The organism is Deinococcus deserti VCD115, from assembly GCF_000020685.1.
Classification (GTDB): Bacteria; Deinococcota; Deinococci; order Deinococcales; family Deinococcaceae; genus Deinococcus; species Deinococcus deserti.
The window spans coordinates 35539-61120 of sequence record NC_012528.1 but is presented as its reverse complement, the minus strand read 5'-3'; the positions used below and the strand labels follow the sequence as shown (position 1 = coordinate 61120).

General features: G+C 61.7%; 24 protein-coding genes. 20 read left to right on the top strand and 4 right to left on the bottom strand.

Translation table 11 applies throughout. The features are described 5' to 3' along the window. Nucleotides 1–294 precede the first annotated feature (294 nt). The 4 genes from cuyA (at nt 295) to DEIDE_RS16260 (ending at nt 4442) form a co-directional block, all read left to right on the top strand. Nucleotides 295–1290, top strand: coding sequence for a D-cysteate sulfo-lyase (gene cuyA, locus DEIDE_RS16275; RefSeq protein WP_012694825.1), 996 nt, complete (start codon nt 295–297; stop codon nt 1288–1290). After that, nucleotides 1287–2018, top strand: coding sequence for a cysteate racemase (cuyB, locus tag DEIDE_RS16270; protein WP_012694824.1), 732 nt, complete (start codon nt 1287–1289; stop codon nt 2016–2018). The genes cuyA and cuyB overlap by 4 nt, the downstream gene beginning before the upstream one ends. Beyond that, nucleotides 2015–3295: a carboxylate--amine ligase gene (locus DEIDE_RS16265; protein ID WP_012694823.1), complete on the top strand. Its 1281-nt coding sequence runs from the start codon at nt 2015–2017 to the stop codon at nt 3293–3295. The genes cuyB and DEIDE_RS16265 overlap by 4 nt, the downstream gene beginning before the upstream one ends. 124 nt (nt 3296–3419) lie before the next feature. Next, a complete protein-coding gene (locus DEIDE_RS16260) occupies nt 3420–4442 on the top strand; it encodes an LLM class flavin-dependent oxidoreductase (protein ID WP_012694822.1) in 1023 nt (340 codons plus the stop codon). Between the two features lie 144 nt (nt 4443–4586). On the opposite strand, the gene DEIDE_RS16255 is transcribed toward DEIDE_RS16260, so the two are convergent. Then, nucleotides 4587–4985, bottom strand: coding sequence for a nuclear transport factor 2 family protein (locus DEIDE_RS16255; RefSeq protein ID WP_012694821.1), 399 nt, complete (start codon nt 4983–4985; stop codon nt 4587–4589). 641 nt (nt 4986–5626) lie between these two features. Between DEIDE_RS16255 and DEIDE_RS16245 the strand changes: the two genes are divergently transcribed. Then, nucleotides 5627–6055, top strand: coding sequence for a hypothetical protein (locus tag DEIDE_RS16245; protein ID WP_012694820.1), 429 nt, complete (start codon nt 5627–5629; stop codon nt 6053–6055). Between the two features lie 14 nt (nt 6056–6069). Further along, nucleotides 6070–6615 carry a hypothetical protein gene (locus DEIDE_RS16240; RefSeq protein WP_041227999.1) on the top strand — a complete coding sequence of 182 codons (546 nt, stop codon included), beginning with the start codon at nt 6070–6072 and terminating at the stop codon, nt 6613–6615. A gap of 377 nt (nt 6616–6992) precedes the next feature. Here DEIDE_RS16240 and DEIDE_RS16235 read toward each other — a convergent pair whose 3' ends face one another. Then, a complete protein-coding gene (locus tag DEIDE_RS16235) occupies nt 6993–7187 on the bottom strand; it encodes a hypothetical protein (protein WP_041227998.1) in 195 nt (64 codons plus the stop codon). Between the two features lie 415 nt (nt 7188–7602). Between DEIDE_RS16235 and DEIDE_RS16230 the strand changes: the two genes are divergently transcribed. Then, the gene (locus tag DEIDE_RS16230; RefSeq protein WP_049760565.1) at nt 7603–8562 is read left to right on the top strand and encodes a PLP-dependent cysteine synthase family protein; all 960 of its coding nucleotides are present in this window, start codon (nt 7603–7605) and stop codon (nt 8560–8562) included. 480 nt (nt 8563–9042) lie between these two features. Here the strand turns inward: DEIDE_RS16230 and DEIDE_RS16225 are convergent, their stop codons facing one another. Further along, entirely contained in the window at nt 9043–9519 is a 477-nt protein-coding gene (locus DEIDE_RS16225; RefSeq protein ID WP_012694817.1) for a CYTH domain-containing protein, read from the bottom strand. A gap of 248 nt (nt 9520–9767) precedes the next feature. Between DEIDE_RS16225 and DEIDE_RS18765 the strand changes: the two genes are divergently transcribed. The 6 genes from DEIDE_RS18765 to DEIDE_RS16200 all read left to right on the top strand — a co-directional run bounded on the left by DEIDE_RS18765 (nt 9768) and on the right by DEIDE_RS16200 (nt 13457). Continuing rightward, the gene (locus DEIDE_RS18765) at nt 9768–9962 is read left to right on the top strand and encodes a hypothetical protein (RefSeq protein ID WP_083764311.1); all 195 of its coding nucleotides are present in this window, start codon (nt 9768–9770) and stop codon (nt 9960–9962) included. Between the two features lie 103 nt (nt 9963–10065). Then, nucleotides 10066–10626, top strand: coding sequence for a histidine phosphatase family protein (locus DEIDE_RS16220; RefSeq protein ID WP_012694816.1), 561 nt, complete (start codon nt 10066–10068; stop codon nt 10624–10626). Nucleotides 10627–10774: 148 nt separating this feature from the next. Beyond that, a complete protein-coding gene (locus DEIDE_RS16215) occupies nt 10775–11239 on the top strand; it encodes a DMT family transporter (RefSeq protein WP_012694815.1) in 465 nt (154 codons plus the stop codon). Next, the gene (locus DEIDE_RS16210; RefSeq protein WP_012694814.1) at nt 11236–11688 is read left to right on the top strand and encodes a DMT family transporter; all 453 of its coding nucleotides are present in this window, start codon (nt 11236–11238) and stop codon (nt 11686–11688) included. Before DEIDE_RS16215 ends, DEIDE_RS16210 begins: the two co-directional genes overlap by 4 nt. A 20-nt stretch (nt 11689–11708) precedes the next feature. Beyond that, a complete protein-coding gene (locus DEIDE_RS16205) occupies nt 11709–12185 on the top strand; it encodes a MarR family winged helix-turn-helix transcriptional regulator (protein WP_041228144.1) in 477 nt (158 codons plus the stop codon). A 366-nt stretch (nt 12186–12551) separates the two neighbouring features. After that, entirely contained in the window at nt 12552–13457 is a 906-nt protein-coding gene (locus DEIDE_RS16200) for a universal stress protein (protein WP_012694812.1), read from the top strand. A gap of 267 nt (nt 13458–13724) precedes the next feature. Here DEIDE_RS16200 and DEIDE_RS16195 read toward each other — a convergent pair whose 3' ends face one another. Next, nucleotides 13725–14195, bottom strand: coding sequence for a hypothetical protein (locus DEIDE_RS16195; RefSeq protein WP_012694810.1), 471 nt, complete (start codon nt 14193–14195; stop codon nt 13725–13727). Nucleotides 14196–14846: 651 nt separating this feature from the next. On the opposite strand from DEIDE_RS16195, the gene DEIDE_RS16190 reads away from it, so the two are divergent. The 7 genes from DEIDE_RS16190 to DEIDE_RS16160 all read left to right on the top strand — a co-directional run bounded on the left by DEIDE_RS16190 (nt 14847) and on the right by DEIDE_RS16160 (nt 25582). Beyond that, nucleotides 14847–16025: a S8 family peptidase gene (locus DEIDE_RS16190; protein WP_012694809.1), complete on the top strand. Its 1179-nt coding sequence runs from the start codon at nt 14847–14849 to the stop codon at nt 16023–16025. A gap of 58 nt (nt 16026–16083) precedes the next feature. After that, nucleotides 16084–16308, top strand: a complete 225-nt coding sequence (locus DEIDE_RS16185) for a hypothetical protein (protein ID WP_012694808.1) — start codon at nt 16084–16086, stop codon at nt 16306–16308. A gap of 187 nt (nt 16309–16495) precedes the next feature. Continuing rightward, complete coding sequence (locus DEIDE_RS16180; RefSeq protein ID WP_012694807.1) at nt 16496–16966, top strand: hypothetical protein; 471 nt, start codon at nt 16496–16498, stop codon at nt 16964–16966. 532 nt (nt 16967–17498) lie between these two features. Further along, on the top strand, nt 17499–21707 hold the full coding sequence (locus DEIDE_RS16175; RefSeq protein ID WP_162485727.1) for an HD domain-containing phosphohydrolase: 4209 nt from the start codon (nt 17499–17501) through the stop codon (nt 21705–21707). A gap of 512 nt (nt 21708–22219) precedes the next feature. Beyond that, nucleotides 22220–22576: a putative quinol monooxygenase gene (locus tag DEIDE_RS16170; RefSeq protein ID WP_012694805.1), complete on the top strand. Its 357-nt coding sequence runs from the start codon at nt 22220–22222 to the stop codon at nt 22574–22576. A 384-nt stretch (nt 22577–22960) separates the two neighbouring features. After that, on the top strand, nt 22961–23701 hold the full coding sequence (locus tag DEIDE_RS16165) for an alpha/beta hydrolase (protein WP_242403032.1): 741 nt from the start codon (nt 22961–22963) through the stop codon (nt 23699–23701). Between the two features lie 231 nt (nt 23702–23932). After that, nucleotides 23933–25582, top strand: a complete 1650-nt coding sequence (locus DEIDE_RS16160) for an N-acyl-D-amino-acid deacylase family protein (RefSeq protein ID WP_041227996.1) — start codon at nt 23933–23935, stop codon at nt 25580–25582.

Here is a 25582-nt window from a genome sequence, read left to right as displayed (position 1 = left end):
CCGCCTTGTTTTCCAGAGCCCCTTGGACCCCTTGAATGGCGTACACTTCGTTTTCAAGGAAATCTTTGATCTGCTGGCTACCCTTGTATCGTCGTCGGATGCTTATGGTGGCCACCCGAAATCAGGGTCGCGCAGGCCACACCTGTTCAATCTGGTCCAGCTGTGTCACGCACTTCCAACTACTTTCCTCGGTCCATCAGCGCACCCAACAGTTGACCCTGACTGAGGCCTGTTTGCCTTGTTGACAAGGTTTATCAACCAATATAGGTTGAGTCAGATTTTAAGGAGGATTCCATGCATCTTGCCCGCTTCCCACGGCGTCAGTACACGGCCGATCCCACACCTATCGAGAAACTCGAGCGCCTCAGCGCTTTTCTCGGCGGGCCAGACATCTACATCAAGCGGGACGACCTGACCGGCCTGACTGGAGGCGGCAACAAAACGCGCAAACTGGAATTCCTGGTGGCCGATGCTCTCGCGCGCGGCGCCGACACCCTGATCACCGTCGGAGCGGTCCAATCCAACCACTGCCGCCTGACACTGGCTGCTGCCGTTAAAGAAGGCCTCCAGTGCCGCCTGGTGCTTGAAGAGCGTGTGGCGGGAAGTTACCAGGAAAACGCCAGCGGCAACAACTTCCTGTTCCGGCTTCTGGGAGCCGAAAGCCTCACCGTGGTGGAAGGTGGCGCCGACCTGGCGGGCACCATGCAGAGCATTGCCGACGATCTTGCCCGGGAGGGCCGTAAGGGCTATGTCATTCCCGGGGGCGGCTCAAACGCCCTTGGAGCGCTGGGATATGTCGCCTGCGCCGAAGAAATTCTGGGGCAGACCTACAGGATGGGCCTGGACCTCGATCATATTGTGTGTGCCAGTGGCAGTGCCGGCACGCATGCTGGTTTGCTTGTCGGTTTGACCGGCAACAACGCACACCTCCCGCTGACGGGAATCAACGTCCGTCGCGAGCGCGAGACGCAGGAAGGCAACGTGCACGCCCTCGCACAACAGACGGCGGAGCTGCTGGGCGTGCCAGAGATTCCCCGGGAAACGGTGCGGGCTCTGGATGAGTGGGTGGGGCCGGGCTATTCTCTACCGACCACCGATATGGTCGAGGCCGTTCAGCTTCTCGCACGCCTGGAAGGCATCCTGCTTGACCCGGTCTATACCGGCAAAGCGATGGCAGGACTCATTGGCCTTGTGCGCCGGGGCGAATTCAAGCCGGGGCAGAAGGTCCTGTTTGTGCACACCGGGGGAGCACCCGCGCTTTATGCCTACCAGGACGTGCTTCTCGCATGAACAGGGCTGTCGGCGTGCTGGGTGGCATGGGTCCGGAGGCCACGCTGGATTTCTTTGCCAAAGTCTTGCGCCGGGCTGGGGCCAGGAGTGACCAGGACCATCTCCGCCTTCTGATTGACAACAATCCCGGTGTTCCCGACCGTAACGCCGCGCTGTCCGGCCGGGGCGAGTCCCCCGGCCCCGTACTGGCGCAGATGGCGCGCGGGCTGCAGGCCTCCGGCGCAGACTTTCTGGTGATGGTATGCAACACCGCGCACGCCTTTGAGGAGGACATCCTCAACGCCACCACCCTTCCTTTCGTCAGCCTGATCGAGGAGACGCGGGACGCAGCTCTGCGTGAACAGCCGGGACTGCAACGGGTCGGCCTGCTTGCCACCAGCACCTGCCTCGGCGCCGGTCTGTACCAGTCAGCTTTCGCGCCGTATGGCGTCAGTACCCTTGCCCTGGAAGGCTCCGCTCTGGCGCGCTTCATGGACCTCCTGTACCAGATTAAGGCGGGAGACACCGGTCCCCGCGTCCGGGCTGAGATGCGTACGCTTGCGCTAGAACTGGTGGATTCGGGGGCCGAGGTGCTGGTGGCAGGATGCACCGAGGTCCCTCTGGTGCTGGACGCGCAGGATGTGCCCGTGCCGCTCGTCAACTCGACCGATGTCCTTGTGGAGCGCACGCTCCAGTACGCCCGGGGCCTGGTGCCCCTTCCCGAAAGAAGTGTGAAGACCCCCGCATGATTACTGAACGTTCCGACCTGCTTGCTGCAATTGACCAGCTCAACGGGGTGGGTCTGCCCGCCGCGATCACTTTCAACACTCACATCACCGCACTCGCCATTGCGCGCAGTCTGGGACGACAGGGCATCCCGGTTCTTGGCCTGGACCGCGAAGGCGGCGGCCTGGGACAGCGGAGCCGGCACCTCAGCGCCCTGGCCCTATGCCCGGACGTGGCGGACGGCGGGCGCGAGTTCACCGACTTCCTCCTTGACCTGGGCCCGCACTTCGCACAGAAACCGGTTCTCTTTCCTACGAATGACGACTGGGTGTTCGCCACTTCGCGCCATAAAACCGAGCTGGAGCGTTTCTACCATGTGCCGTTCAGTGGACAGGATGTGATTGACACGGCCCTGAACAAGACCAGCCTGTACCGGGCCGCGGAGAAACTTGGCATTCCCATTCCGCAAAGCTGGTATCTGGACGGCGTGCCTGTGGCAGACCTGGCTGCAGGGCCACACGAACAGGTGCGGCAGGTTGCAGCGCAGGTGCCGTACCCCGTCATCCTCAAACCCGATGAGTCGCGCGCCTTTTACGAAGCCTTCCGGGCCAAGGTCTTTGTCGTGCAAACTCCCAGTGAGTTTGAAGCCCGCGTGCAGGAAGCGGCGCAGCAGGGTCTTCGGCTGGTCGCCCAGCGCATCGTTCGGACCCGGCCGGGCGGCTTTTACAGTGTCTGCAGCTACCTTGACGCGCAAAGCCGTCCGCGTGGCGTGTTTGTCGGACGCAAGCTCGAACAGTACCCGCCTGATTTCGGCACCTCCTGCCTGGCAGACGCCCGGTTTGTTCCTGAAATCGCCGAGCGGGGCGTGCGGGTGTTACAGGCGCTGGGCTTTCACGGCATCAGCGAGATCGAGTTCGTGCAGGACCCTGATACAGGCGAGCACCTCCTGCTCGATGTGAACACCCGCAGCTGGAAATGGATCGGGTTGCCCATCGCCAGCGGCATCGATCTGCCATCGCTGGCCTACCGCGACGCCATTGGCGAGGCGTTCGACGCCCCGCAGCAGCGGGATGGGGTGCGGTGGACCTTTCTGCGCGACTACGTGAAGCTGGTCCGTGAACGCGCGGGCGTCATGCCGCAGGAGCATGTCACCAAAGACGAGTGGCTCAGCCTGATCCGGGGTGAAATTCCAGCAGGCGGCACCCTGGTCGACGGAATCCTCGATCCCGACGATCCCGAACCCTTCTACGAAGTGCTCAAGGGTGAGCTGTTCGGGTTTCGTTATACCTGCGCCTGCTAGACCGGCGGCCCGAGACGGAGAGGCCTGCTTCACGCCCTGGATCTCCCAGGCGCCCCTTTTTACCTACCCACTGCACTCAGCCAGAAAGAGATTGTCTTTTTGGCAGACACTTTAAGGAGACGTCATGCGTTTTGGTTACTGGATGCCTATTTTTGGCGGTTGGCTCCGCAACGTTGAACAGGAGGACATGACCACAGACTGGTCGTACGTGCGCGACGTTGCCGTGCAGTCCGAACAGCTGGGCTTTGACCTCAGCCTGATTGCGGAACTCAATCTCAACGACATCAAGGGTCCACAGGCGCCAAGCCTGGACGCCTGGACACTGGCGCCCGCTGTGGCCGCCGTGACGCAGAATCTGGAACTGATGATGGCAGTGCGCCCGAACTATCACGCTCCTGCCCTGACCGCCAAGGCGATTAGCACGCTGGAGACCATCGCGCCGGGCCGCGTCAGCCTGAACGTGGTCAGCAGCTGGTGGGCTGACGAGGCGCGGCAGTACGGGATGCCGTTTGACCAGCACGACGACCGCTACACGCGCACCGAGGAGTGGCTGAGCGTCGTGCGCCGGCTGCTCACCGAGCCGGTCGTGGACCACGCTGGAGCGTTGTATCAGCTCTCAGGCACCCACCTGGAACCCAAACCGGCCCAGCTGCCCACCGTGTACATGGGCGGCGAGTCGCCCCGTGCCAAGCAGCTTATCTCGGAGAAGTCCGACGCTTACGTCATGCATGGTGATCCGCCGGAAGTCATCGCCGCAAAGATCGCCGATCTGCGCGCACGGCGTGAAACGTCGGGCGGCGCGCCCATGCAGTTCGGGATGGCCGCTTACGTCATCTGCCGTGACACTGAGGAAGAGGCACAGGCCGAACTGGCACGCATCACCGATGTGCAGCAAAGCCCACAGGCATACGCGTCGTATCAGGACTTCGTCCGGGGCAGCCAGCTTGAGAGCCAGGTAAGTCTCGAAGAGTACAGCGTGAGCAACCGCGGCTTGCGTCCCCGCCTGATCGGGACCCCTGAGCAGATTGCGGCGCGCATCCGCGAGTATGAAGCGGCTGGCGTGGACCTGCTGTTGCTTCAGTTCAGCCCACAGCTTGAAGAGATGCGGCGCTTCGGGCAGGACGTGATTCCGCGCTTCCGAGCTTAACGGCCTGGGAACAGGCCTGACCGGGCTGCATCAATGGAAAACTCCTCCGGAACCCGGCGTGGACACCGTTGATCCGGACAACGTGCCGGGCCTCGCATCACGTGATCAACCGCGAGCATTCTGGTACGGCAGACCCCTACGGCTTTAGTCTGCTGAGCCTTTCGGCTCCACCCGAATATTGTATTCAGTCATCCTGGAAATCAGGTTGTGCGTCACAACGTACTTCTGTGACCATTCATGTCGGAACGGCGCGCCCGTGGCGCGGATACGGCCCTCTTCGCTCCCGAAGACCACCACAGCGTCACCCTGCTCAATCCATTCGTCGGGAGTGAACGCCGTGATCTCGTACTTCTCGAGGATGTGTTCGAAGAACCTCCTGACCCCCGCTTTACCGCGGAATTCTACTTTGGTCAGATCAGGGTTCGCTCCGATGTAAATCCAGTGCGAGTCTTCATGGAGTGTCTCCAGAACCGCGTCGAGGTCGCCGCTGGCGAAGGCGGCGAACATGCGTCGGACGGTGGCTGTCGGATCGTTTTCTGGCATGATCTTCTCCTGGACTGAGGTCGAGGAAACGTGCGCAGGTCAGACTCCAGCGAGGCGCCTGATGTTCGTCATCCAGAGTACACGAAAGCTCTTTCTATTCTGGGCGAATCAGCATGTGCCGGCTGCCGGACATGCACGGGCGGACGCAGGCATTCGGTTGATAACGGTCAGGCGGCTATTCGTGGTGTTCGCTGCGCCGAACAGCACGTCCTCTTATCGTCAGTCCGATTGCCGCATTCCCGGAGCACGACTGTTCCATACCAGCTTTGCCACCAGCCTTCACCTGAGGCGGCTTCCCGTGACCGCCTGAGTAGCTTCCCCAGAGGAGCCGCCCGTTCAAGCACGCTCATCGTGAAACGAGTTTAGTCCTGCTGGTAGACGCCGACTTGTGATCCGTTAGCGCCCGGCGGCGACTGGCCCGGACCGCTCAATACCGTGAGACTCTCGAGCGCGGCTTGTTCTTTCAGGTTGCCTTCGCCGGGAAAATTTGTGGCTGTGGGCCAGGTCCGGAGCGACAGAACCATACCACCCGTGCCCGAACGCCTTGACTGCCTGACGCGTGCCGGGATGAGGTCAGGCCTGCTCCATCCGGGATCCACAAATTCGCCCCCACGACCGGACCGGACCACATACAGTGCAGCATGAAACCTTTTCTGCGGATCCTTGCCCTGGGCCTTTTCGGCAGTGCCGTCGCTTTGGCACAATCGGCCAGCCCTGACCTCCTCTCAAAGTTGACCGATTCCGAGCGGGTCCTTCTGCTGACCGCCGCTGGTGTGGGCAGTTCTGACGCCTTCCGACCTGGCCAGCTTCCGCCAATGTTGCCGTACCGCCTGCCCCTGTTGCCCGGGCAGACATTGATCGGATCGGTCGTCCAGCCGTGGTCCACCCTGGTGGTGGTCCGCACCACGGCAACTCCTGAAGCAGTTCGGGTAGCGGCAACAAAGGCGCTTGCACTGGAAGGGTGGCGCGATCAGTACGATACGACCGCCACTCAGGACATCTTTCGAAGTCACACTGGAGATCAGACGATCGTGCGAACCACCAGACCAGCCAGTGCAGACCTGGCGTAGCTGGCAGCCTTACCATGCAGGTCTCCCCTACCCCTGGAGGCAGTCAGGTCGCCTACCGCTTTTTCGTGTCCGAAGGGGTCAGTGTGACCTGCCCGGCCAACCTGGAATGGACAGACCCGGACCTTCGGAACTTCTACTCGCCGGGCCGCAATGTTCCCGCACGCGATCCCCTGGCCGAGCTGCGGGCCGCTGGTCTGGTCCTGCCCTCGCTTCCCTCGCCACCCGGCGCCAGGGTCGGCTCCAGCGGGAGCAGTTACGGCAGTGAGGGCCCGAACGGTCCGTTTTACATCACCTATGCCACCGTGCGCACGCCGCATTCTCCGGACACGGTGCTGACGCACTATCTCGCTGCACTCCAGGCGCAGGGCTGGGCTCAGGGTGCTCCGCAGCAGACCCCGGAAGGAGAGTGGACCGTCAGCCTGACCGCGCGGCAGGGGGGGCAGGAGCGGCGCGCGACTTTTTCCCTGATGCCGCGCCCTGAATTGGGCACCACGGAGGGCAGCACCCGCTTGCACCGCGTGGACGTGCAGTTCGCGCTGGGTCAGCGGCCGAGCTACTGACCTCCGGATGAGGTGATGTGGACACGCCGAACAGCAGCCCTGATCCCGACAACTCCAGGCACAGGATGACCCCCTATTGATCTGGGTCGTACCAGGCGCTGTGCCGCAGTGGAGCTAATTACATGTGCCCTCCGCTACACACCACCGCTACTCCACTGCACCACCAGGAGGAATTTGTCACCTTCCGCTACCAGGGCAAGAAGACAGCGTATGGAACGGCCCGATCGCCCAGCAGACTGCAGGTAGCGTTCTTTGCGTGCCGCGAGCTTCCGCATCAATCTCGATCTGCTCACAGGAGGGTCGCCACAGAGAATGACGACCTGACCGCATCCTCACAAGCGAGCCTCACCTCCTGGCTCCGAAGACGCCAGGAGCAGTTATACCGGCAGTGGCGCAGATGGAACGTCAACCCGCGAAGCCAGGTGACGCAGCCATACGGCAATGGCGTGCCTCACGGAAATGCTTCGGACTGTCGGCTGCCGTGAAGGTGTGGGGGTATACGAACACTCGGCGGCCACCCGGGCACTCACGCGCTGGACTTCGAGCAGGAATCGGGCCTGGTTGGCATCCATAGGGGCCCCTCCTGCCTTTGCCGTAGACCCTCCATCAACTGGAGAGTCAAGGGATGACCAGAGCCCTCACCCCTTGCGTTCCTACATCGTTCTGGTCGTCGTCAACCTTACCTATTCGGCTTTCGGTGGAGGTACGATGAAACACACCAGTCTTCAGATTCGCGCTGCTGAAAATGCGCGCGAAAGGGGCCAAGGGACCAGACCGGAGCGCTCCTGGAAAAAATGGAGGAAGACTGGCCGTCAAGGAGGTACATATGACGGTCTTCGTGGCTGATCAACCGCATCTCGACACTGGCATACACGGGCGAGACGGTGCCTGTGCCTCCGGGAGTCGCGGGGGTGGACGACGCCAGGCATGTGGCACCTCAGTCCGGCCCCAACGTGGAGCTATGTGTCTTTATAGGAGCTCGCAGCCATGACCAGGTCCGATTTGAACCTGACGCCCTTGCGGGCAGGCACGCTGGGCGGCATAGGGCACACCCCACTGATCGAACTGACGAATGTCGTTCCACGGGGATCGGCCCGCCTTGTGGCGAAGTTCGAACCAGCAAATCCGACGGGAAGCATGAAAGACCGTATGGCACAGGCGGCGGTGAGCGCAGCCGTGCAGGACGGCCGTCTGGTTCCAGGGGGCACTGTGGTCGAGTACACGGCAGGCACCACCGGTATTTCCCTGGCGTTCGTGTGTGCCGCCAGAGGCTACCGCTTGCATGTCGTATTTTCCGACGCTTTCAGTCAGGAGAAGCTGCGCACCATGCAGGCCTTCGGCGCTGAGATTACCCTCGTCCCCAGTGACCAGGGCAGGATCACGCAACAGCTGATCAAGGAGATGATCCGGGTCTCCCACGAACTCGGAGGACAGCCTGGGCACTGGTGGTGCGACCAGCTGAACAATCACGATGCCATTGAGGGGTACCACGCGCTGGGCAGTGAACTGTGGGAACAGACGGAAGGGTCACTGGACGCCTTCGTTCACGCGGTTGGTACGGCCCATAGCATTCACGGCGTTTCACGCGAGCTTCGGCGTCGGGGAGCAGACGTGACGGTGGTGGCTGTGGAACCCGCCGAATCGGCAGTGCTTTCTGGAGGAACCAGTGGTGCGCACCGGATCGAGGGAATTGGCATTGGGTTCCTGCCCCCCTTGTGGCACCCCGAGGAAATCAGCGAGATACAGACAGTCTCTACGGAGGAGGCCACACACATGGCGCGGCGTCTGGCGCGCGAGGAAGGGCTGTTCGCCGGGGTCTCGACCGGAGCCAATGTGGTGGCTGCACTCCGCGTCGCCGAACGTCTGGGCGAGGGCGCGACCGTGGCGACCATCGTGTGTGATTCCGGTCTGCGGTATCTCAGCACCGACGTCTTCCGTCCGCAGTAGGAACCCCTTCACGGCCTCGTATCTCGTGCCCCTTACCACCCGGCCCACGCATCATATGCCCGTCTGAGTGCCGTGCGCTTGCCAACGGAGGTCGTCGTGGGCGGACAATGTAGCCATCAATACGTTATCCCAGAAGGTACAGGCAAACCGCTCCGCAGGTTCACACGTCGCCGCGCCGTGTCCGAATGGCCTGTGGTTCTGGAAATGACGCCAACTAGCGACCTGACATGTTTTTCGGGCTTCCACATCACCGCCCTGCTGCACCGTTGTGCAAAGTTCGCTCCCAGGACCACACAACAACTTTCCGCACGGGAGCGGCGCGCGGCAGGACCACGCACTGAAGATCGCGACGCGCTCATTTGACAGTGCTCCCCAAGGCAGCTATTGACATACCCTGACCAGTGAATGGACTGCAAGCACGCCTGGCTCTTCTTTTCTTCTGATGTGTCCGCGCCGCAAGTCAGAGGCACGACGCGCCGCTTATAACTCCGGCGGGTCCGGTACCTGCTGAGCGCCGCTCAGTGCACTGTTGTAATAGCGCGCGTCTGCACTCACCTCCACGCCCACCCACAAGGGAGGCTCGAACTGCTCATCCTCGGCGCGCAGTTCCACCTCTGCCAGAATCAACCCACTCAGCGGGCCATGGAACACGTCCACATCCCAGGTGTGTACCCCCACGGGCATACGGTACCGGGTCTTATGAAGCTGACTGACGCTCAGGGTGAGCAGTTGCCGGGCATCGTCCACCGGCAAGGCATACTCGAACTCCGCCCGGCTCACACCCTGCGTCTTTCCTTTGATGGTCAGCCACGCCTGCGTGTTCGCCACACGGACCCGCACCGTCCGCGCCGGGTCCGTACTGAGGTAGCCCTGACGCAACTCAGAGCCTTCAGGCTTTACCGTTGCAGCCCAGACGTCCGCTCGGACCAGGAACTTCCGTTCAATTTCCATAGGCATATTCAGCATCGTGACATTTCCCGGCGCCGCCCTTCCTGGCATCTGCCGCTCTCCCGGTTCTGATACTTGGAGTTCGGAACTGCCAGAGCAGTGTTCTACACGTGTAACGCCTTCATCATCTGCTGGATGAACGCTGCCACCCACTACCGGTGGCTCCCCTGGTACAGCTCCGCCGGAACCGAAGTAAAAGCTCAGTGAAGGGGAGCTTTAGGTTGGCAGGTCGCCGGTGAATTAAGCTGATCTTCTCCATGAAAAAATCTGAAGCGCGGTATGTGGCAAAAAATGTGCCGGGCGTGGGCTGGCGCGTCTGGAGCACTCCGGTTGAGCAGTGGTGGGGGAATGCTTTTCCTGTGTACCCCGCAGCGCTGCTTGATGAACTCAATGGCCCTAAACGCACGGACAGGCTCCTCGAACTCAATCGCCCCGATGACATCCGGTCCTGAAGGATCATGAATGTGATGGGGCTGCAGCAAGCTTTTCATCCAGGAGTAAACCGTCAATAGAGGCATCAGGACCTTGACCTGTTTCAAGCCCGCCGGAGGCCTTATGACACGGAAGCGAGAAACCCTCACGAGGTGGCTGATCACTCTTGGTCTGTGCGCCCTCTCCACTGCCAAGGCACAGAGCCAGTGGAATGCCCTGACAGATGGCGCGGTCGTGCTCTTCCGGCACGCCCTAGCGCCCGGCACAGGTGACCCGCCTGGCTTTCGTTTGAATGACTGCCGTACACAACGCAACCTGAATGCCGAGGGACGCGCGCAGGCCCGCCGTATCGGTCGCGCGTTCCGCGAGCGGCGTGTCACGGTGACGCGGGTGCTGAGTTCTCGATGGTGCCGAGCGCGCGAAACGGCCTCGCTTGCATTTCCGGGCAAGGTGCATAACGAAGCGGCGTTCAACTCCTTCTTCGACAACAGCGCGCAGGAACCCGCGCAGACTCGCGCAGCGCGCGGCGTGCTGGCACGGTGGAAGGGGCCGGGCGTCCTTGTCGTGGTAACGCACCAGGTCAACATTACGGCGCTCACAGGTATTGTGCCCGCCTCGGGTGAAGGAATCATCGTGCGTTTTCAGGACGATCGTCTCAAGGTACTGGGGCGTGTGACGCCTTAAAGCACGCTCCTGCCTGCTCGTCGTGACGGTAACGCTCAGATGTGTCTGGGGGCGGCCTTCATACGCCGAGGCCTGGAGACAACAGGCATAAGCGCCAGGCTTGACTATTTCACCAGTAAACATTTTACTAGTGAAATAAAGGAGCGTCATGGCTATCCCTTCCATCCCTCAGCAGACATTTCCACTGGTCCTCGCCGTGTTCGCGGGCAGCCTTCTTCCGGCGCAATTCGCCACGAACGGCGCCCTCGCCGGGCAATGGCCGCTTACCCTGACAGCTGCCACGTCCTACCTGGAGGGAGCTCTGTTTCTTTTCCTGCTGCTGAAGGCGCAGCGGCTCACTCCAGACTGGGCTGCTGCGCACCAGGCTCCGCGGTGGGCCTGGCTGGGTGGGATAGTTGGCAGCGCGTACGTCGTCGGCAGCGTGCTGCTCACCCGAATGCTCGGGGCTGCATTGGCCACAACCCTGGTGATTGCTGCACAAATCGTGACAGCCATTCTGCTTGACCATTTCGGCGCGCTTGGTCTTCAGCGACGAAGGATCAACCGGACCCGGCTCCTGGCTGTGTTGCTCGCCCTGGGGGCTCTCAGCCTGCGCCTGTGGGGGACAGGATGACCTTTGCCGTTCTGCTGGGCACGTTGGGCGCGGGCATTGGCCTGTCCGCCGGGCTAGCGTTTAATCTTCGCCTGGCCCGGGCTCTGGGTTCGCCGCTGGCCGCTACTCTTGTCAATTTCATGGTCGGGGCGGCGCTGCTGCTGGGTCTCTGGCTCCTGGGGGTCGACGGCACACGCCCAAGCGCCCTGCCCCCACTTTGGATGCTGTGCGGTGGACTGCTGGGCGCGACTTACGTGACGCTGAGCCTCATTGGGGCCGCGCGGCTGGGCGTAGGTCTGAGCACCGTCGCTGTCACCCTCGGGCAGGTGCTGGGGGCCCTCCTCATCGGGACCGTGGGGTGGTTGGGCCAGCCCTCCCAGCGCCCTACTCTGGCTGCCCTGCTCAGCGCGGCCCTGCTGTTGGGCGCGGTAGCGCTGCTGGCGCGGGACCGTGAGCAGGCGAAGGGGTAAAGATGCCGAGTGAGGAATTCATGGACACTCCCGCCCTGCTGAACCGGATTGAACGGGACTGGCGGGCCGCCCGGCCTGACGTGGACCCGGAACCCATGCTGACTGTCATTGCCGTGCAGCGAACCTCAAGCCTGCTCCAGGCAGCGTTGGAGGACTTTTTCGCGCAACATGACCTCACCCCCTCAGCGTTCGACCTGCTGGCGACCCTGCGGCGCTCGGCTCCGCCAGAGGGCCTGACCCTGGGAGATCTCGCCGGGCTGATGGCCATCACGCCTCCTGCCATCACAAAACGAATGGACGGACTGGAGAGGCGGGGATGGGTGGCGAGACAGGCAGACACTCAGGACCGGCGCACCGTGCGGGCGCAGCTCACAGCCGAGGGACGCCAGGTCGTGGACAGCTTGCTGACGGCTCATGTGGCGAACGAGGAGCGGCTCCTAGGTGGCCTGACCCCAGCCGAACGCCGCATTCTGCGTGCCTTGCTTGGACGGATCTGACCGCCACTGTACGGGGGCCTCTGAGTCCAGTTCAGGCGGCTGACAGACGGTGCCTCAGGATGGTGTCCGGCTTTCCCCTCACACGGCATCAGAAGACCGGAGATCTCTCACACTCTTGAGCTGTTCCTGAAGCGACACTAAAAAAACGTACATCGCTCAGTGACCGGTACAGGTATACGCTGAATATGAAGTAGGAGGCCTGAAAGGGCTTCCGGGATTCAGCGCTCATACGCTGACGCGGCGGAGTCAGTCACTGGTCTCCGCCGTTGCTTTTTGGAGGCTGCCAACCGTGGCTTCCGGCCGGCAGCGCTTTTCTGGCCGGCGGGCGATGATCCCGAGCCGTTCATTGCAATTCCAGGAGGTCACATGATGATCCCGCGCGTTCTCATACCTGTGGAGACCCTCGACATGGCGTCGCCTGCCCTCACGACGGCACGCAGGTTCTTCCCCACTGCACCATGCCACCTGTTGCATGTGCTGCCTGCGGCCCCCCAGACCGTGTCGTCCCTGGGGGGCCCTGTGATCATGATTGGCACTGGCGAACCGGCACACCGTGAAGCAGAGCAACAGTTGAGTGCGCTAGGGAACGGGGAGGTGGTGAGCGGAAGTGATCCGGCCAGTGAGATTGTGCGCCGCACCTTCACCCAGGAGTTCGACCTGGTGGTGATGGGCACCAGTGGCAGGCGCGGCCTGGCCCGTGCACTGCTCGGTTCCATTGCTGAAAGGGTGGTGCGCGAATCCGCTCTACCGGTCATCACCGTTCGTCACGGTGAGCCTGAGCCGACCAGCCGAATACTGGTCATGACCGATTTTTCATCGGCCGCGAACAGGGCATACGGCGCAGTTCAGCAGTACTTTCCTGGCGCAGAGGTGCACCTGATGCACGTCGTCTCACCTACCGCACTGACGGCACCTGTCTCGTTGCCACCAGCGGGCCGCGCCATCACGGCCTCTTCACTCATCGCCCGCAACCGCGAGTGGATCCAGGAAGCACGTGAGCAACTCGCCACACTTGGCGGAGGAGAAATCGTGGAGGGCGACCCAGCAGAAGTCGCTCTGGAGCGCGCTCGCAGTGGCATGTATGGCCTGATCGCGTTGGGGACTGCCGGGCGCGGCGGTGTGGAGCGGTTGATGTTTGGATCGGTCGCCCAGCGGATCGTACGTGAATCTCCTGTTCCTGTGCTTACCGCACGGGCACTTGACCCGGACAGCAGCATGAACGGACCGTCTTCCTTCCGACTAAATGACAACGGAGGTTCCCTGGGAGCCTGACCCCATGTTCAGCCGCGCTACAGAACCTGCTGAGCTGTCCGGCACACAGTACGTCCCTTCCGCCAGGTCAGGCACCCTGAGGATTCGACCGTTCGCGCGTTCGGCTGTAGCCGTTGCAGAGGCCACCCAGGTCCTCCTGTAAGGGATCGGGGCCCTGTTTATGAATCACTCCAGGACTCTGCTCCACCTGCCGCGCTCCCGGAAGCATCGCGCGATCAGAGCCTCCGGCACGTCGTGAGGCGGATTCCTGTCTGCAGGAAAAGAGTTTCAGGGTCTCAGGGGTGGGGTAATTTGTTTCACGGTGGGTCGCGCGGCAGAAGACCAGGGGGTCACACTGGCCAGCAGTTGCAGCGGCACCGACTGTCCTCTGGCGTTTGTGAGGTACGCCACGACTGTCCACTGCCCGAGTTTGGGGGCGGCATTCACCACTTTGATTTTGAAGGTCTTCGGAGAGAACCCGCACAGGTCCTTGCGGCCGTAAAAAGACCCAAACCCAGGCCGGGCGAAATACTCATAGCCCAAGCAACCGTCCGGGTTCACCTCGAACGTAAATTCCGCTTTTGGATCCGTGCTGCCGGGGCCCGCGGTGACGTTGTACTTGAGGGCCAGTGCCGGGTGCGTGACCATGACCAGGGACTTTGTGCCAGGAGGCGTGGCCAGGGTGAACTTCACGGGAGGAGCTGCGGCGCAGGCGACGCCTGCCAGAGCCAGAACTGCCAGCGGCAGGGGTCGGAACATATGGAAGCAAAGTATACTGGGCGCCCATGCAGGAGCAGCGCAGAAATACCTGCGTCTGCGTGCACCACGAAACGCTGCATCACGCGGCCGCACGTGGCAAGTCACCTTCCACGCGCTTGAGCCTCTGGCAAAATGTGCAGAGTCGCCCTGAGCCGACCACCAACGCGTCAGTGGCCTGACTTGCGGGAACCTACAGCCGGTACAAAGAATCTTCAGGCTGTCACAGGTGACACGAGCCGTCCGGCAGGTGACCCGTAGCGACCGCCGTCATCTGTTCGGGGAGATAAGGCGCGGCGAACACCTCTGGATCAACATGCAGGGCGCCGAACAGGAGTCCGGCCGGTCGATCCGACGACCGGGTCCGACGTGGACGACATGGCGCGACTGACCACCTGCGGCTGATGTGACATCCACACGCATGACAAATCCGTGCACACATCAGTTGAACCGCCGCGTCCTGGTTGCCCGTGTGCATTTACCTGCCAGAGTTCCTCTCGGCACGCAAATGCTCTATCAGGACGCCAAAAACACAGCACAAGCACATTACGCCGCCGGGCTGGTGCAAGATCTATGGTGACGCGTGGTTTCACTCCCACCAGCGCCCTGGTCACGAAGCGTCTGCCGGGAGACCCCTACCCCAGAAGGAGTTGTATGGACCCTCAAAGCCTGACACTGGAGCAGCCGGCACATATCATCGTCTTCCGCGATGTCACCCCTGAAAATGCTGATGTCCTCGCCTCAATCCTGGAAGCAGTGCCTCTACCCGGTGCGGACGCTGGAGCCCAGAGCATCAACCGCACCATCCTCAGCGCGGCCAACGGCACCCACGCCCGCATCTACCTGCAGCTGGGCGTCGCAGTCGCCACACTCACGCCGCATCAGATCTGGCAGCTGCGTGTGTTGGGCAACATCATCACGGTTGCGCCCAACGAAGAACGGAGCATTCCTGAACGTCAGGTATTTGAAGGAACCGACCTGCCTGCAGAAGGCACTTTCCATCAGATTGGGTTGAACCCGCACACCTCAGAGCTGACCGGGAACGGCGTACGGGTTGCCGTGCTGGATACCGGCGTGGACCTCCAACATCCCGACCTGAACATTCTGCCCGGAAACACCATCAGTTACGTTCCAGGGGAACCTGACGTGCAGGATCAAAACGGGCATGGCACGCACTGCGCCGGCATCATTGCCGGTTCTGCCACACCAGCAGGCGGCATACGCTACGGCGTAGCGCCAGAGGCAACGCTACTTATCGCGAAAGTGCTCAACAGAAAGGGAACCGGCACCGACGCCGAAATAGTTGATGCCATCAACTGGGCTGCCAACCTGGGCGCAGAGATCATTTCGATGAGTCTGGGCTCGCCCCGCACCCCTGGCAGCTCCTTCAGTGCACGGTACGAAACCATCGCCAGCCGCTTGCTCGACCGGGGCATCCTGCTGGTGGCCGCCGCTGGAAACGACAGCGCCCGCCCCCATTACGTGCGCCCAGTCCGCAATCCGGCTGCCTGTCCGTCCATCATGGGGGTCGCCGCCGTAGATCACCATGACCGCATTGCTGCATTTTCCAACCCCACGATGGACGCCATCGGTGTGGTGGACATCGCCGCCCCTGGCGTCGGCGTCCTCAGCGCCTGGCCTGGCGCCACCGTGCAGCGCTCCAGCGGCACCAGTATGGCCACGCCGCACGTCGCGGGAGTTGCCGCCCTGTATGTTGAGCAGAACCCAGCCAATACGGGCCGGACGCTGTGGAAACTCCTGACAGAACGTGCGCGGACTGTAGCAGCCTTAAGTGCCGACGACGTCGGGACGGGCATTGTCCAGGCTCCCTGAGTACCGCATCACGATGTTGCCAGGAAGAATACGTACACTGCGGGCAGGAGGCTCCCTCATGCTCGTGCATATCACCCTCAATCTGAACGAAGCGGAAGTCGATGCCCAGGCCGACAGCGTCCTCGAGGAACTGCACCGCGCTGGTGTCCGCGAAGTCGACACCCGGTACCTGAAAAGCTACTCGCTGGTCTCAGGACATGTGGACCAGGCGCATGTGGGCTCCGTTGAAGCGTTGCCTGTCGTCATGGCCGTAGAACCCATCAGTACTGTCAACGCCATCTGATCGCCAGAGCTTTACCGCTGTCCCCGCCGACCACATAGGCTTGGCGGGTATTTCTATGTGCTGCCGCGCCGCGGTAGTGCAGGACCGTGGGTAAGGTTGATGCCTGTATTGCTGCCCCCTTGTTTCCGCGCTCCGGCTGTGTTTCTGATGAAGTGCCTTTTTACCATCTGGCACTCGGAGGTTGGCAGTGAACGGATATGAACCGCTGGAAGTCGTGAAGGCTGTGAAACGAGCACTCTGGGACGTGAGCAACCAGCGTACACCCATCACACAGGTTGACCTGACTCTCAAAACTCTCCAGGAGCAGGGTGCAGGGTTCAGCCTGAAAGTGCCATGGCTGAGTGACATTGAGGTCTCGGCTGGCGCCAAAGAATCAATGACTCAGACCATCAACCTTTCGCTCACCTTGCCAGATGAGCTCCTGGACGCAGCGAGCACCGAACTGCAGCAGGCAGTCGTGGCGATGGTCGGCACCTTCAATGCCATGCTCGACGTGGCCACCGACGGGGAGCACGGGAAGCCTTTGCTGTTCAGGGACGGCACCGCCGCGGTGGAGTTTGTGTTTGATCAGCAAGGCCAGATTAAATTGATCTTCAATGCCGGACTCCGCGCCAATTATGCGAATACCGTCAAGGTCAAGTTCGGGGCGCGTACCTGAGTTTCCGCCGGGGGCCTGGCCAGGGCACCGCTGCCCCTCAACCACCGGGCCCCCGTGAACCAGCAGGTTAGCCCGTGCTTTTGCTGCAGGACCTTCGCGTCCAATCGCCGCTCCTGATGGCTCGACACCCGATCAAAAGCCTCTATTGTCTGCCATACCAGCGACAATCGTGGTTAAAACCGCTGCAGGCCGAGCTATCTGCACGGACAGCTGAATCAACCTTGGATTCGCCAGCCCTGAGACTGTGATCACCTCCATCCACGGCCCGCGCATTTCCTCATCCTTGGCCTGCCTGGTCCAGGCGGTAGCCCCCCGTTGGCAGCCAGTGCGAGACCCCGCTGGTACATGGAAGCCCGGCAGCGTGAATCCCCAGCGCAGGAGATCCAAGGAGATACACTGCAGGAAATGTGGCGACGCATAGGAGGTCAACGTCAGGGCACCTTGTCAGGACAGGCCCTGCGTGACCCAGGCTGCTGGAAAGAGCGGTGAAGCCGTGACTGATCATAACCGTCAACCGTGGCAGCTTTCCCCCATGCCTGATCTCTGTGAGCCTGAGCATCCACCGGGTCTGGACAGGATTACGTGGCTGGCTGCCAGGCTTTTGGGCGCCTCCGTCGCCTTTATCAGCCGGCTGTCCGACCAGCAGATCATGGCGGCCTTCAGCCTCAAGGGAGACGTATCACGCCACCTCCTGGAGACCGCTCAGAGCCTGATAATTCCTGGGCAGCGTGCCGCCGACATCAATAACCTGACTCTGGACCCGCATACCAGAGATCATCCTCTGGCTACGGGCCCTGACGCCATGCGGTCGTACGCGGCAGTGGCGGTGACCACGCCCGACGGCACCCACACAGGTTCCTTGATTCTGCTTCACCAGCAGACACGCCCGCCGCTGTCTCCTTTTGATCAGGACACCCTCCGCGGACTCGCTGACCTTGCGGGTGAGGCGATCAACCTCCACAACGGACGGCTCGACCTGACCCTCCAGCAGCACCGGCTTCAGCGTACCCTTGCACTGACACAAACCATCAGCTGGGTATTCCATCCTTCCAGCCAGCGTTTCAGCCTCGGAGGAAGTGCTGAGGACCTCGGACTCACGCATATCGGCATGCCGGACACCATCGAGGACTGGGCCCGGTTGATTCATCCGGAGGACCGGGAGCGGACCGTTCGCCAGCTGCACGAGGCGATTGATAGCCGTAGAGCCTACGCTGAGGATTACCGGGTAGTCTCTGCGACAGGCGAGGTGACCTGGCTCCGTGCGCAGGGTCAGCCGCAACTGGATGCAGCGGGCCAGGTGCTGTGCTTTGTGGGTTGCGTCCAGAACATTACTCGCCAGAAACGAGATGAAGCCGCACTGCTTGAAAGTGAGACGCGGCTGCGGACCGTGCTGGAGACCATTTCCGAGCCGATTTATCTGAAAGACCTCAACGGGCGCTACAGGATGTTCAACCCCGCTGCCCTCAGCTTTGTGAAGCAGGATGCTGACCAGGCATACGGGGCAGTCGACGCCGACCTGTTTCCCGGGCAGGCCGAGCGCATCCACGCCATGGACCAGCAGGTAATGCTTACGAGGCAGCCTGTGACGTATGAAGTGCCGTTCCCTGACCGCACGACGGTTATGCAAACCACCAAGCACCCGTATATCGTGAACGGAGAACTGGCAGGCGTGCTGGGCATCAGTCGTGACATCTCCGCACATCGGAACCTTGAGGAGCAACTGGTGCGTCAGGCGCGCCGCACCAGCAGCATCCTGGAAAGCCTGCCCAGTGCATTTATCGCCTTGGACCCAGCGTGGAGATTCGTATACATCAACGCTGTGGCAGCCCGCATGTTCGGACGGGCGCCGGACGAGGTCCTGGGACAGCCGGTCTGGCCTTTCCTTCACCGGCTGACTGGACTGCACCTCAAAGACCGGTTACAGGCTGTTCCGGGCACAAGCACTCTGCAGTTTGAGGTGCACACTCCAGAAACCGGCGCATGGTTCGAGATCTCGGCCGCTTCCCACGAGGACGGCATGGCCATCTCCTTTGTCGATATCACTGCTCGCAAACAGCTTGAAGACTCGCTCCGGAATGCAAATGAAGACCTGGAGCGGCGTGTGACCGAGCGAACAGCAGAGCTCCGCACCAAAGCCTACCAGGATGTACTGACGAGCCTTCCCAGCCGCCGGGCATTCGAGGAGGCGTTTGAACGGGCGACAGAACAGCCCCAGGGTTTTCAACTCCTGCTGCTGGACGTGGATGACTTGAAAACCGTCAACGACCTGGCCGGACACGCCCAGGGGGACCACCTGCTCCAGTGCTTTGCCAGCGCCTTACAGGAGGTCTTTGGTCCGCACGGGCAGGCATACCGGCAGGGCGGGGACGAATTTGCGGTGCTTCTCCAGACCGGGCACTTCGGTCCAGCCCGGCTGCGTGAAATGATGCACCGCGTTCACCGCCAGGTCGGCCTCCAGGGGTACCCATCCCTCCGGGCGTCCATGGGCGCAGTTACCTTTCCTCAGGATGCGTCCGCGCCAAATGACCTGCTCCGCCTGGCAGATCGCCGCATGCTGCGTGACAAAGCAGCGCACCGGGCGGTCCGGACCTTTCAGGGACCACACCAGTCCGAAACCGACACGCACTTGTCCGCAGAGATGATGTGGCAAGCGCTCCGCGCAACATCCGCCCTGATCAGTACAGATGGCCTGATCGATCGGGCCGGCTGGCAGGCATTTCTGCAGGCCGCGGTGACGGCCCTTCCCAGCGCTGAGGCAGGATCCATGTATGTGCGGGAGGGCTCCTTGTTTGTCATGCGCGCACAAGTCGGCTATTCCGAAGCCCTGATCGGGGTCGGGCACCCGGCGGAGGGAATGGGCCTCTGGTACGGCACTGAAAAGAACTGGGCGTTGGGGGAGGCACGGGTTTTGCGAGGCTCTCCTGCAATACGTGCGGCAGCTCACCCAATCCCGCAGTGGCCGGCCGGCAACGCGGACATCGCCTTATTCGACGACCTTGGCGGGCTCGATCATATTCAGGCGTCCTTGTGCGTCCCGGTGATGGTGTCGGGTCAGGTGGTCGCCACCATTAACCTGGACAACCTTCGTTCCGAGCAGGCTTTTGAGCCGTATGAACTCAATATTGCAGAAGAATTCGCACGGCAGGCGGCGGCCATTGTGGCTTCGCACGACCGGCGCGCGCGGGAAGTCAACCGCACCCAGGAACTCGAAGTCCTGGCCCAGGCCAATGCTGCCCTTGGGCTTGTTCAGGAACCCGAAGAACTGGAACGGATTCTTGTACAGGAAACCAAGGAACTCCTCCGGACAGCGCACGTGGCCTTCGCCAGGTATGACCACAGAGACATGGTCCTTCGACTGGTTTCGCCTTCCGGGGTGTACGAGCACTTCCCGTATCAGGTCATTCCCGAGGGTCAGGGCATTTCCTGGCATGCGATTCACTCTGGAAAGGTCCTTCACGTCGAGCGTCTCGACCAGGATCCGCGGGTGCACACTCCTGGCGCCCTGCCGGACGGGACGCTGCTGGCAGCGCCACTGATCCGGACTGCTGACGTTCCCATCGGCGTGATCCTGGCCGTACGACCCGCGTCTCAATCCTTCAGCCCCCTCGATGGACGCCTGTTGGGGGCATTGGCGTCGGCTGGCGTGACAGCGTTTGAGCGCCTCCGGGTGACCGTTGAAGAACAACGGCGGACCGAGGAACTGCGCATGCTGGCGGAACTGGCGCGCCATGTGGGGCTCGCGGATGACGTGGGCACGATCGCGCGGGAATGCCTGAGCGTCTGTAAAACCTTTCTGGAAGCTGACCTGGCGCTGTTTACCTGTCCTGAGCGCGGGCTTGAGATCACTGTGGGCGAAGGGGCAGAAGATTTCCTGAAGGCAGCCGCCAGGTTATTGGATGGATCGGCCGGTATGCCCCCGTTCACCGGGGAGCAGGGCAGGGCCACGTCCTGCTATCCAGAACTTCCTGGCGCGCTCCCGGAAATGGTGAGCGCGGGCGTCCACGGGGTGGTAGAGGTACCCGTCATGGAGCGGGGACGCCGGATTGGCAAGGTCTTTCTGGTGTGGCTCCGCCCGCTCGAAGCGCTGCCGCGCACAGCTGAAGCACTGATGAACCGTTCAGCTGAACTGATCGGGCAGGTACTGAACCGGGAAGCACATTTGGCGGATATTGAAGCTACCCGTGAAGGCGCCTTGATGGCACTTGGCCTGTCGCTGGAGCTGCGGGATTTCGAGACGGCGGGACATACCGAACGTGTGGTTGTCCTGGCCGTTCAAGTGGGACAGGCGCTCGGACTGACCGCCGAGCAGTTGGATGATCTGCGGGTCGGCGCGTACCTTCATGACATCGGCAAGCTGGCTATTCCTGATGACATTTTGTTGAAACCGGGAAAACTGAATGCCGCACAGAGGCAGCTGATGCAGCGTCATACGGTGGTCGGGGATGAACTGATGAGCCGGATTCCGACTGTGCTGCCAGGTGCAAGGGCGGTGATCCGGCATCATCACGAGCGGTGGGACGGCACCGGATACCCGGACCAGTTGGCGGGGGACATGATCCCGCTGGCAGCACGCATCTTCACCGTGGTTGACGTGTTTGACGCCTTGACCCGTTCGCGGCCCTACAAACACGCCTGGACGGTGGACGCCGCGATTGAAGAACTTCGCCTGCAGGCTGGCCGTCGGTTTGACCCTCACGTTGTTGAGGCGGCGTTGCTCGTATTGGCTCAGCAGCGTTCCTGACTGAGCGCGAATCGGCACCCAGCCGACCTCGCCCAGTCGCGCCGGGAAAACCAGCGTAGATCTTCTGCCCTACAAGGTGGTCCTTGACGAAGCCCCGGACACACGTGGGACTGGCCGGTTGCCCCCATACCGAAAAACGCGGGGCAGCGACAGCGCAGGTTGCAAACAAAACCTGGCCAGACTCCGTGATAGGTCTGAAGAGCTTTCGGCGACAGTCTGCTCATACTGCTCGTGCGTTTTTCCTGGGGGAATTTGCCGGGGTGCCGCACAGCTGGCCACACAGACCATAATTCACGGACGCAGCTCTTGACCCGCCATTTCCCACTGGCTGACCGGCATGTCGGCAGGCATGCCGCCGCGTGAGCCGGGCAGAGCATTGTGTGCTGAGCTGCTTACGCACTGCAGCACCTGTTCCTGTAGCGTAAGGGGCGTTCGGGCAGCAGACACGCGGGTGGGCAGTAGTGTAAAGCGAAGATGGCCAGGCTGTTCAAGAGCCGCAACGGAGGTCCCACATGTACGGTCTGATTGGAAAAATCCAGGTATTACCTGGCCAGAGAGATGCGCTCGCGTCAATTCTGCTGGAAGGGACCACCGGGATGCCCGGGTGCCTGAGTTACGTGGTGGCTCAGGATCCTGACGACGACAAAGCCTTGTGGGTGACAGAAGTCTGGGACAGCGAGGCAAGTCATCAGGCGTCTTTGGCTCTTCCCTCAGTGCGCCAGGCCATTCAGCAAGGGCGACCTCTTATTACCGGCTTCGGCGAGCGGTTCGTCACGCGTCCTCTCGGGGGACACGGCCTCGTATACCAGGAGAGTCATTCTCCAACACAGCGCACGGCTGCACCGACCATGACTGAGGGAACATCCTGACAAGCTTTTCGTAAAGCCTGGGCCAGTGGACAGGGCATTTGATCCTGTGGCGTCAGCAGCACCGTTACCACCATGACCGGATCAAGTTCATCCCTGGCGTGTCCAGCGGCAGCTTTTTCCGCACGACTCCCCCTTTTACCTGCCTGGTGCTTAGGGTGAGTCTATCTGTGCTCTGGAAAAACCGAATGAGGCTTGTCCACTTGGACCGGGCCCGTGTGTCGCCTGCTTCTGGCCAGACAACCAATGACCGGTTGTATGCGCAAGCGCCACACAGAGAAAGTGGACAGCCAGGCGCACGCACCTCACCATGCGTGCGCCTGCTGAAGCGCATCATGGGAACAGCTTTGTCCTCCTCACCGTCAAGCCACTGGAGGCACCGTGCGTATGTCTGCTCTGCTGCATCTGCTGATCATCTCGGTGGCTCTCGCTGCGCCAGTCCAGCTCAGAGCGCCTGACGGTCTCACACTCCATGCGGAGCATACGGCGGTAACCCATCCGCGTGGTGCAGTTCTCCTTCTTCATGCCCCGGGGCAGAACAGACATGAGTTCAGGGGGATTGTCGGGCGTCTGGCCCGCGAAGGGTACGCGTCGCTCGCGCTGGACCAACGCTCGGGTGGCCGGTACGACGGCCACAACAACCCCACTGTCGCAGGGCTGGGCACCCGGATCCTGACGGAACGCAGTGCACTGAGTGACCTGGACGTGGCGTGGCGGTGGCTCAAGCGCACGTACCCGAACGCTTCAGTCTTCGCATTAGGAAGCGGCGCGAGCGGAACTTTGCTGATTCCGTTCGCGGCTCAGCGTCCGGAGCTGGCAGGCGTGCTGGCCTTCAGTCCTTATCGGGGCGACCTGTTTGAAACAGACGCCCTGGCTGCTGCGCGGCGGATGCACGTTCCACTGTTCGTCACCAGCAGCGATGATCCGTTCGAGGTACAGGCCGCACGGGAACTGTTGAACGCCACCGCCTCGGCATGCAAACGGCAGTATGTTCCGCCAGGTTTCGGGCTGCGTGGCGCTGTAAATCTTGACCCGGCCAAAACGACCGAACCGGTGGTCACTGAACGGTATTGGACAGCGGTGCTCAGCTTCATGGAAGCGGCGAAGAGCAGAAAACGCCGCTGTTAGACCAGCAGAGCAAGAAATCTCTGCACGCCGAGCGAATGTCTGCAGCAGTGCGCAAGGATTCAGGGTAAACCCGATGCTCAATGCCTATGAGTACACGTGCTTCAGGCGAGGTGGTTGACGGGGTTTTCACCGCGGGGCACAACGACCCCAGGACCCTTTCACGGACCAGGCGCCAATACCGCGGCTCCTGTCAGCGGATGTGCTTCACTCCTGAAATGAGGAGGAACAACCATGTGTGCCTTCGTGATTAAAGGTGGTGTATTGATCGACGGCACCGGAGCCTCCCGATTTCCGGCAGACCTGCGTATGGACGACCATCGGATCACTCAAATCGCTTTGCCCGGAGCTGCGGATGAAACGGCGGCGGAGGTGATCCAGGCCGATGGCCTGGTGGTCGCTCCTGGTTTTATCGATGTGATGAGCCACTCGGTCTCCACCCTCCTGGAGGACGGACGGTCCGTGTCTAAGATCACCCAAGGAATTACGACAGAGATCATGGGTGAAGGCTGGACGCCAGCTCCGGTCTGGGGGGCAAATACTGAGCCCTTTCGCCTGCATGGGTGCCCTGGAGGGGAGAAAAGCTGGGAGAACCGGGCCAGGAACTGGACGCGATTTGGCGACTGGATGAGCGCACAGGAAGGCGTGGGGGCTTCAGTGAACTTTGGTTCATTCCTCGGCGGAACTACGGTCCGGCTTTGTGTGCGTGGGCATGCTGCTGGGCCCAGTACCCCAGAGGAGCTCGACTCCATGCGGCGAATAGTTCGGGAGTCCATGGAAGACGGAGCATTCGGGCTGGCAACTGCCCTGGAATATCCACCCGGCAGTTTTGCAGACACTGACGAACTGACGGTCCTGTGCGGGGAGGTCGCTCGGTATGGAGGCATCTACAGTACGCATCTCCGAGCGGAAGACGACAGCATACTTGAGGCTCTGGATGAAGCGCTGGAGATCTGTCATCGCTCGGGAGCACGCCTGCATCTGTATCACCTGAAGGCTGCAGGACGCTCATCGTGGCCAAAAATGGCCCAGCTTCTTCAGCGCATCAATGGGATACGGACCCTCGGTACTGAGGTGTACGCTGATATGTACCTCTACACTTCAGCAGGGACCGGGTTGTCATCTGTGCTGCCTCCGTGGGCCAGCACGGATGACAGGCTCAAAGACCGCCTGGCAGATCCCCGGGAGCGGGCGCAAATTTATCAGGCAGTGCAGACGCCGGATGGCACCTGGGAGCCGCTGGGAAGTCTGAACGGCCCGGCAAGTGTGACGCCTCTGGGACTCAGGCTGCCCAACCATCTGCAATTCAACGGTCAGAGCCTGGTCAAGATCTCAGAAGCATTAGGTCTCGACTGGATTGACACGGCGATAGAACTGATCCTGAAGGAGCCTGGGCGGATCTTCACGGCCTTCGACCTGATGAGCGAGGACAACATCGAGCGTCAGCTCCTGGAGCCCTGGGTCATGCCCGGATCTGATGCCCAGGGCTTCGACCCGTCACGGTCAAGCCGCGACGCGCTGGGGCTGCATCCCCGGGCATGTGGAAATTTTGCACGCTTTCTGGGTTATTACGTGCGCGACAGAGGACTGATGAGCCTTGAAGAGGGGGTGCGCCGGATGACCAGCCTGCCAGCCCGGCACCTTCGTCTGGCCGGCCGGGGTGAACTGCGCACAGGCGCGTTCGCAGACGTGGTCGTCTTTGACCCACACGAAATCAGGGACCGTGCCACCTTCCTGGAACCTGGGCACCTGTCTGAAGGGGTACATCATGTCTGGGTGAATGGCCAGCCGGTCGTGAGGGCTGGACTTACTACGGGAGCCCGTCCCGGCCGTCGCCTGCACGGTGGCAGCAAAGTCAGAAAACCCTCAGCCGATCGGATATAA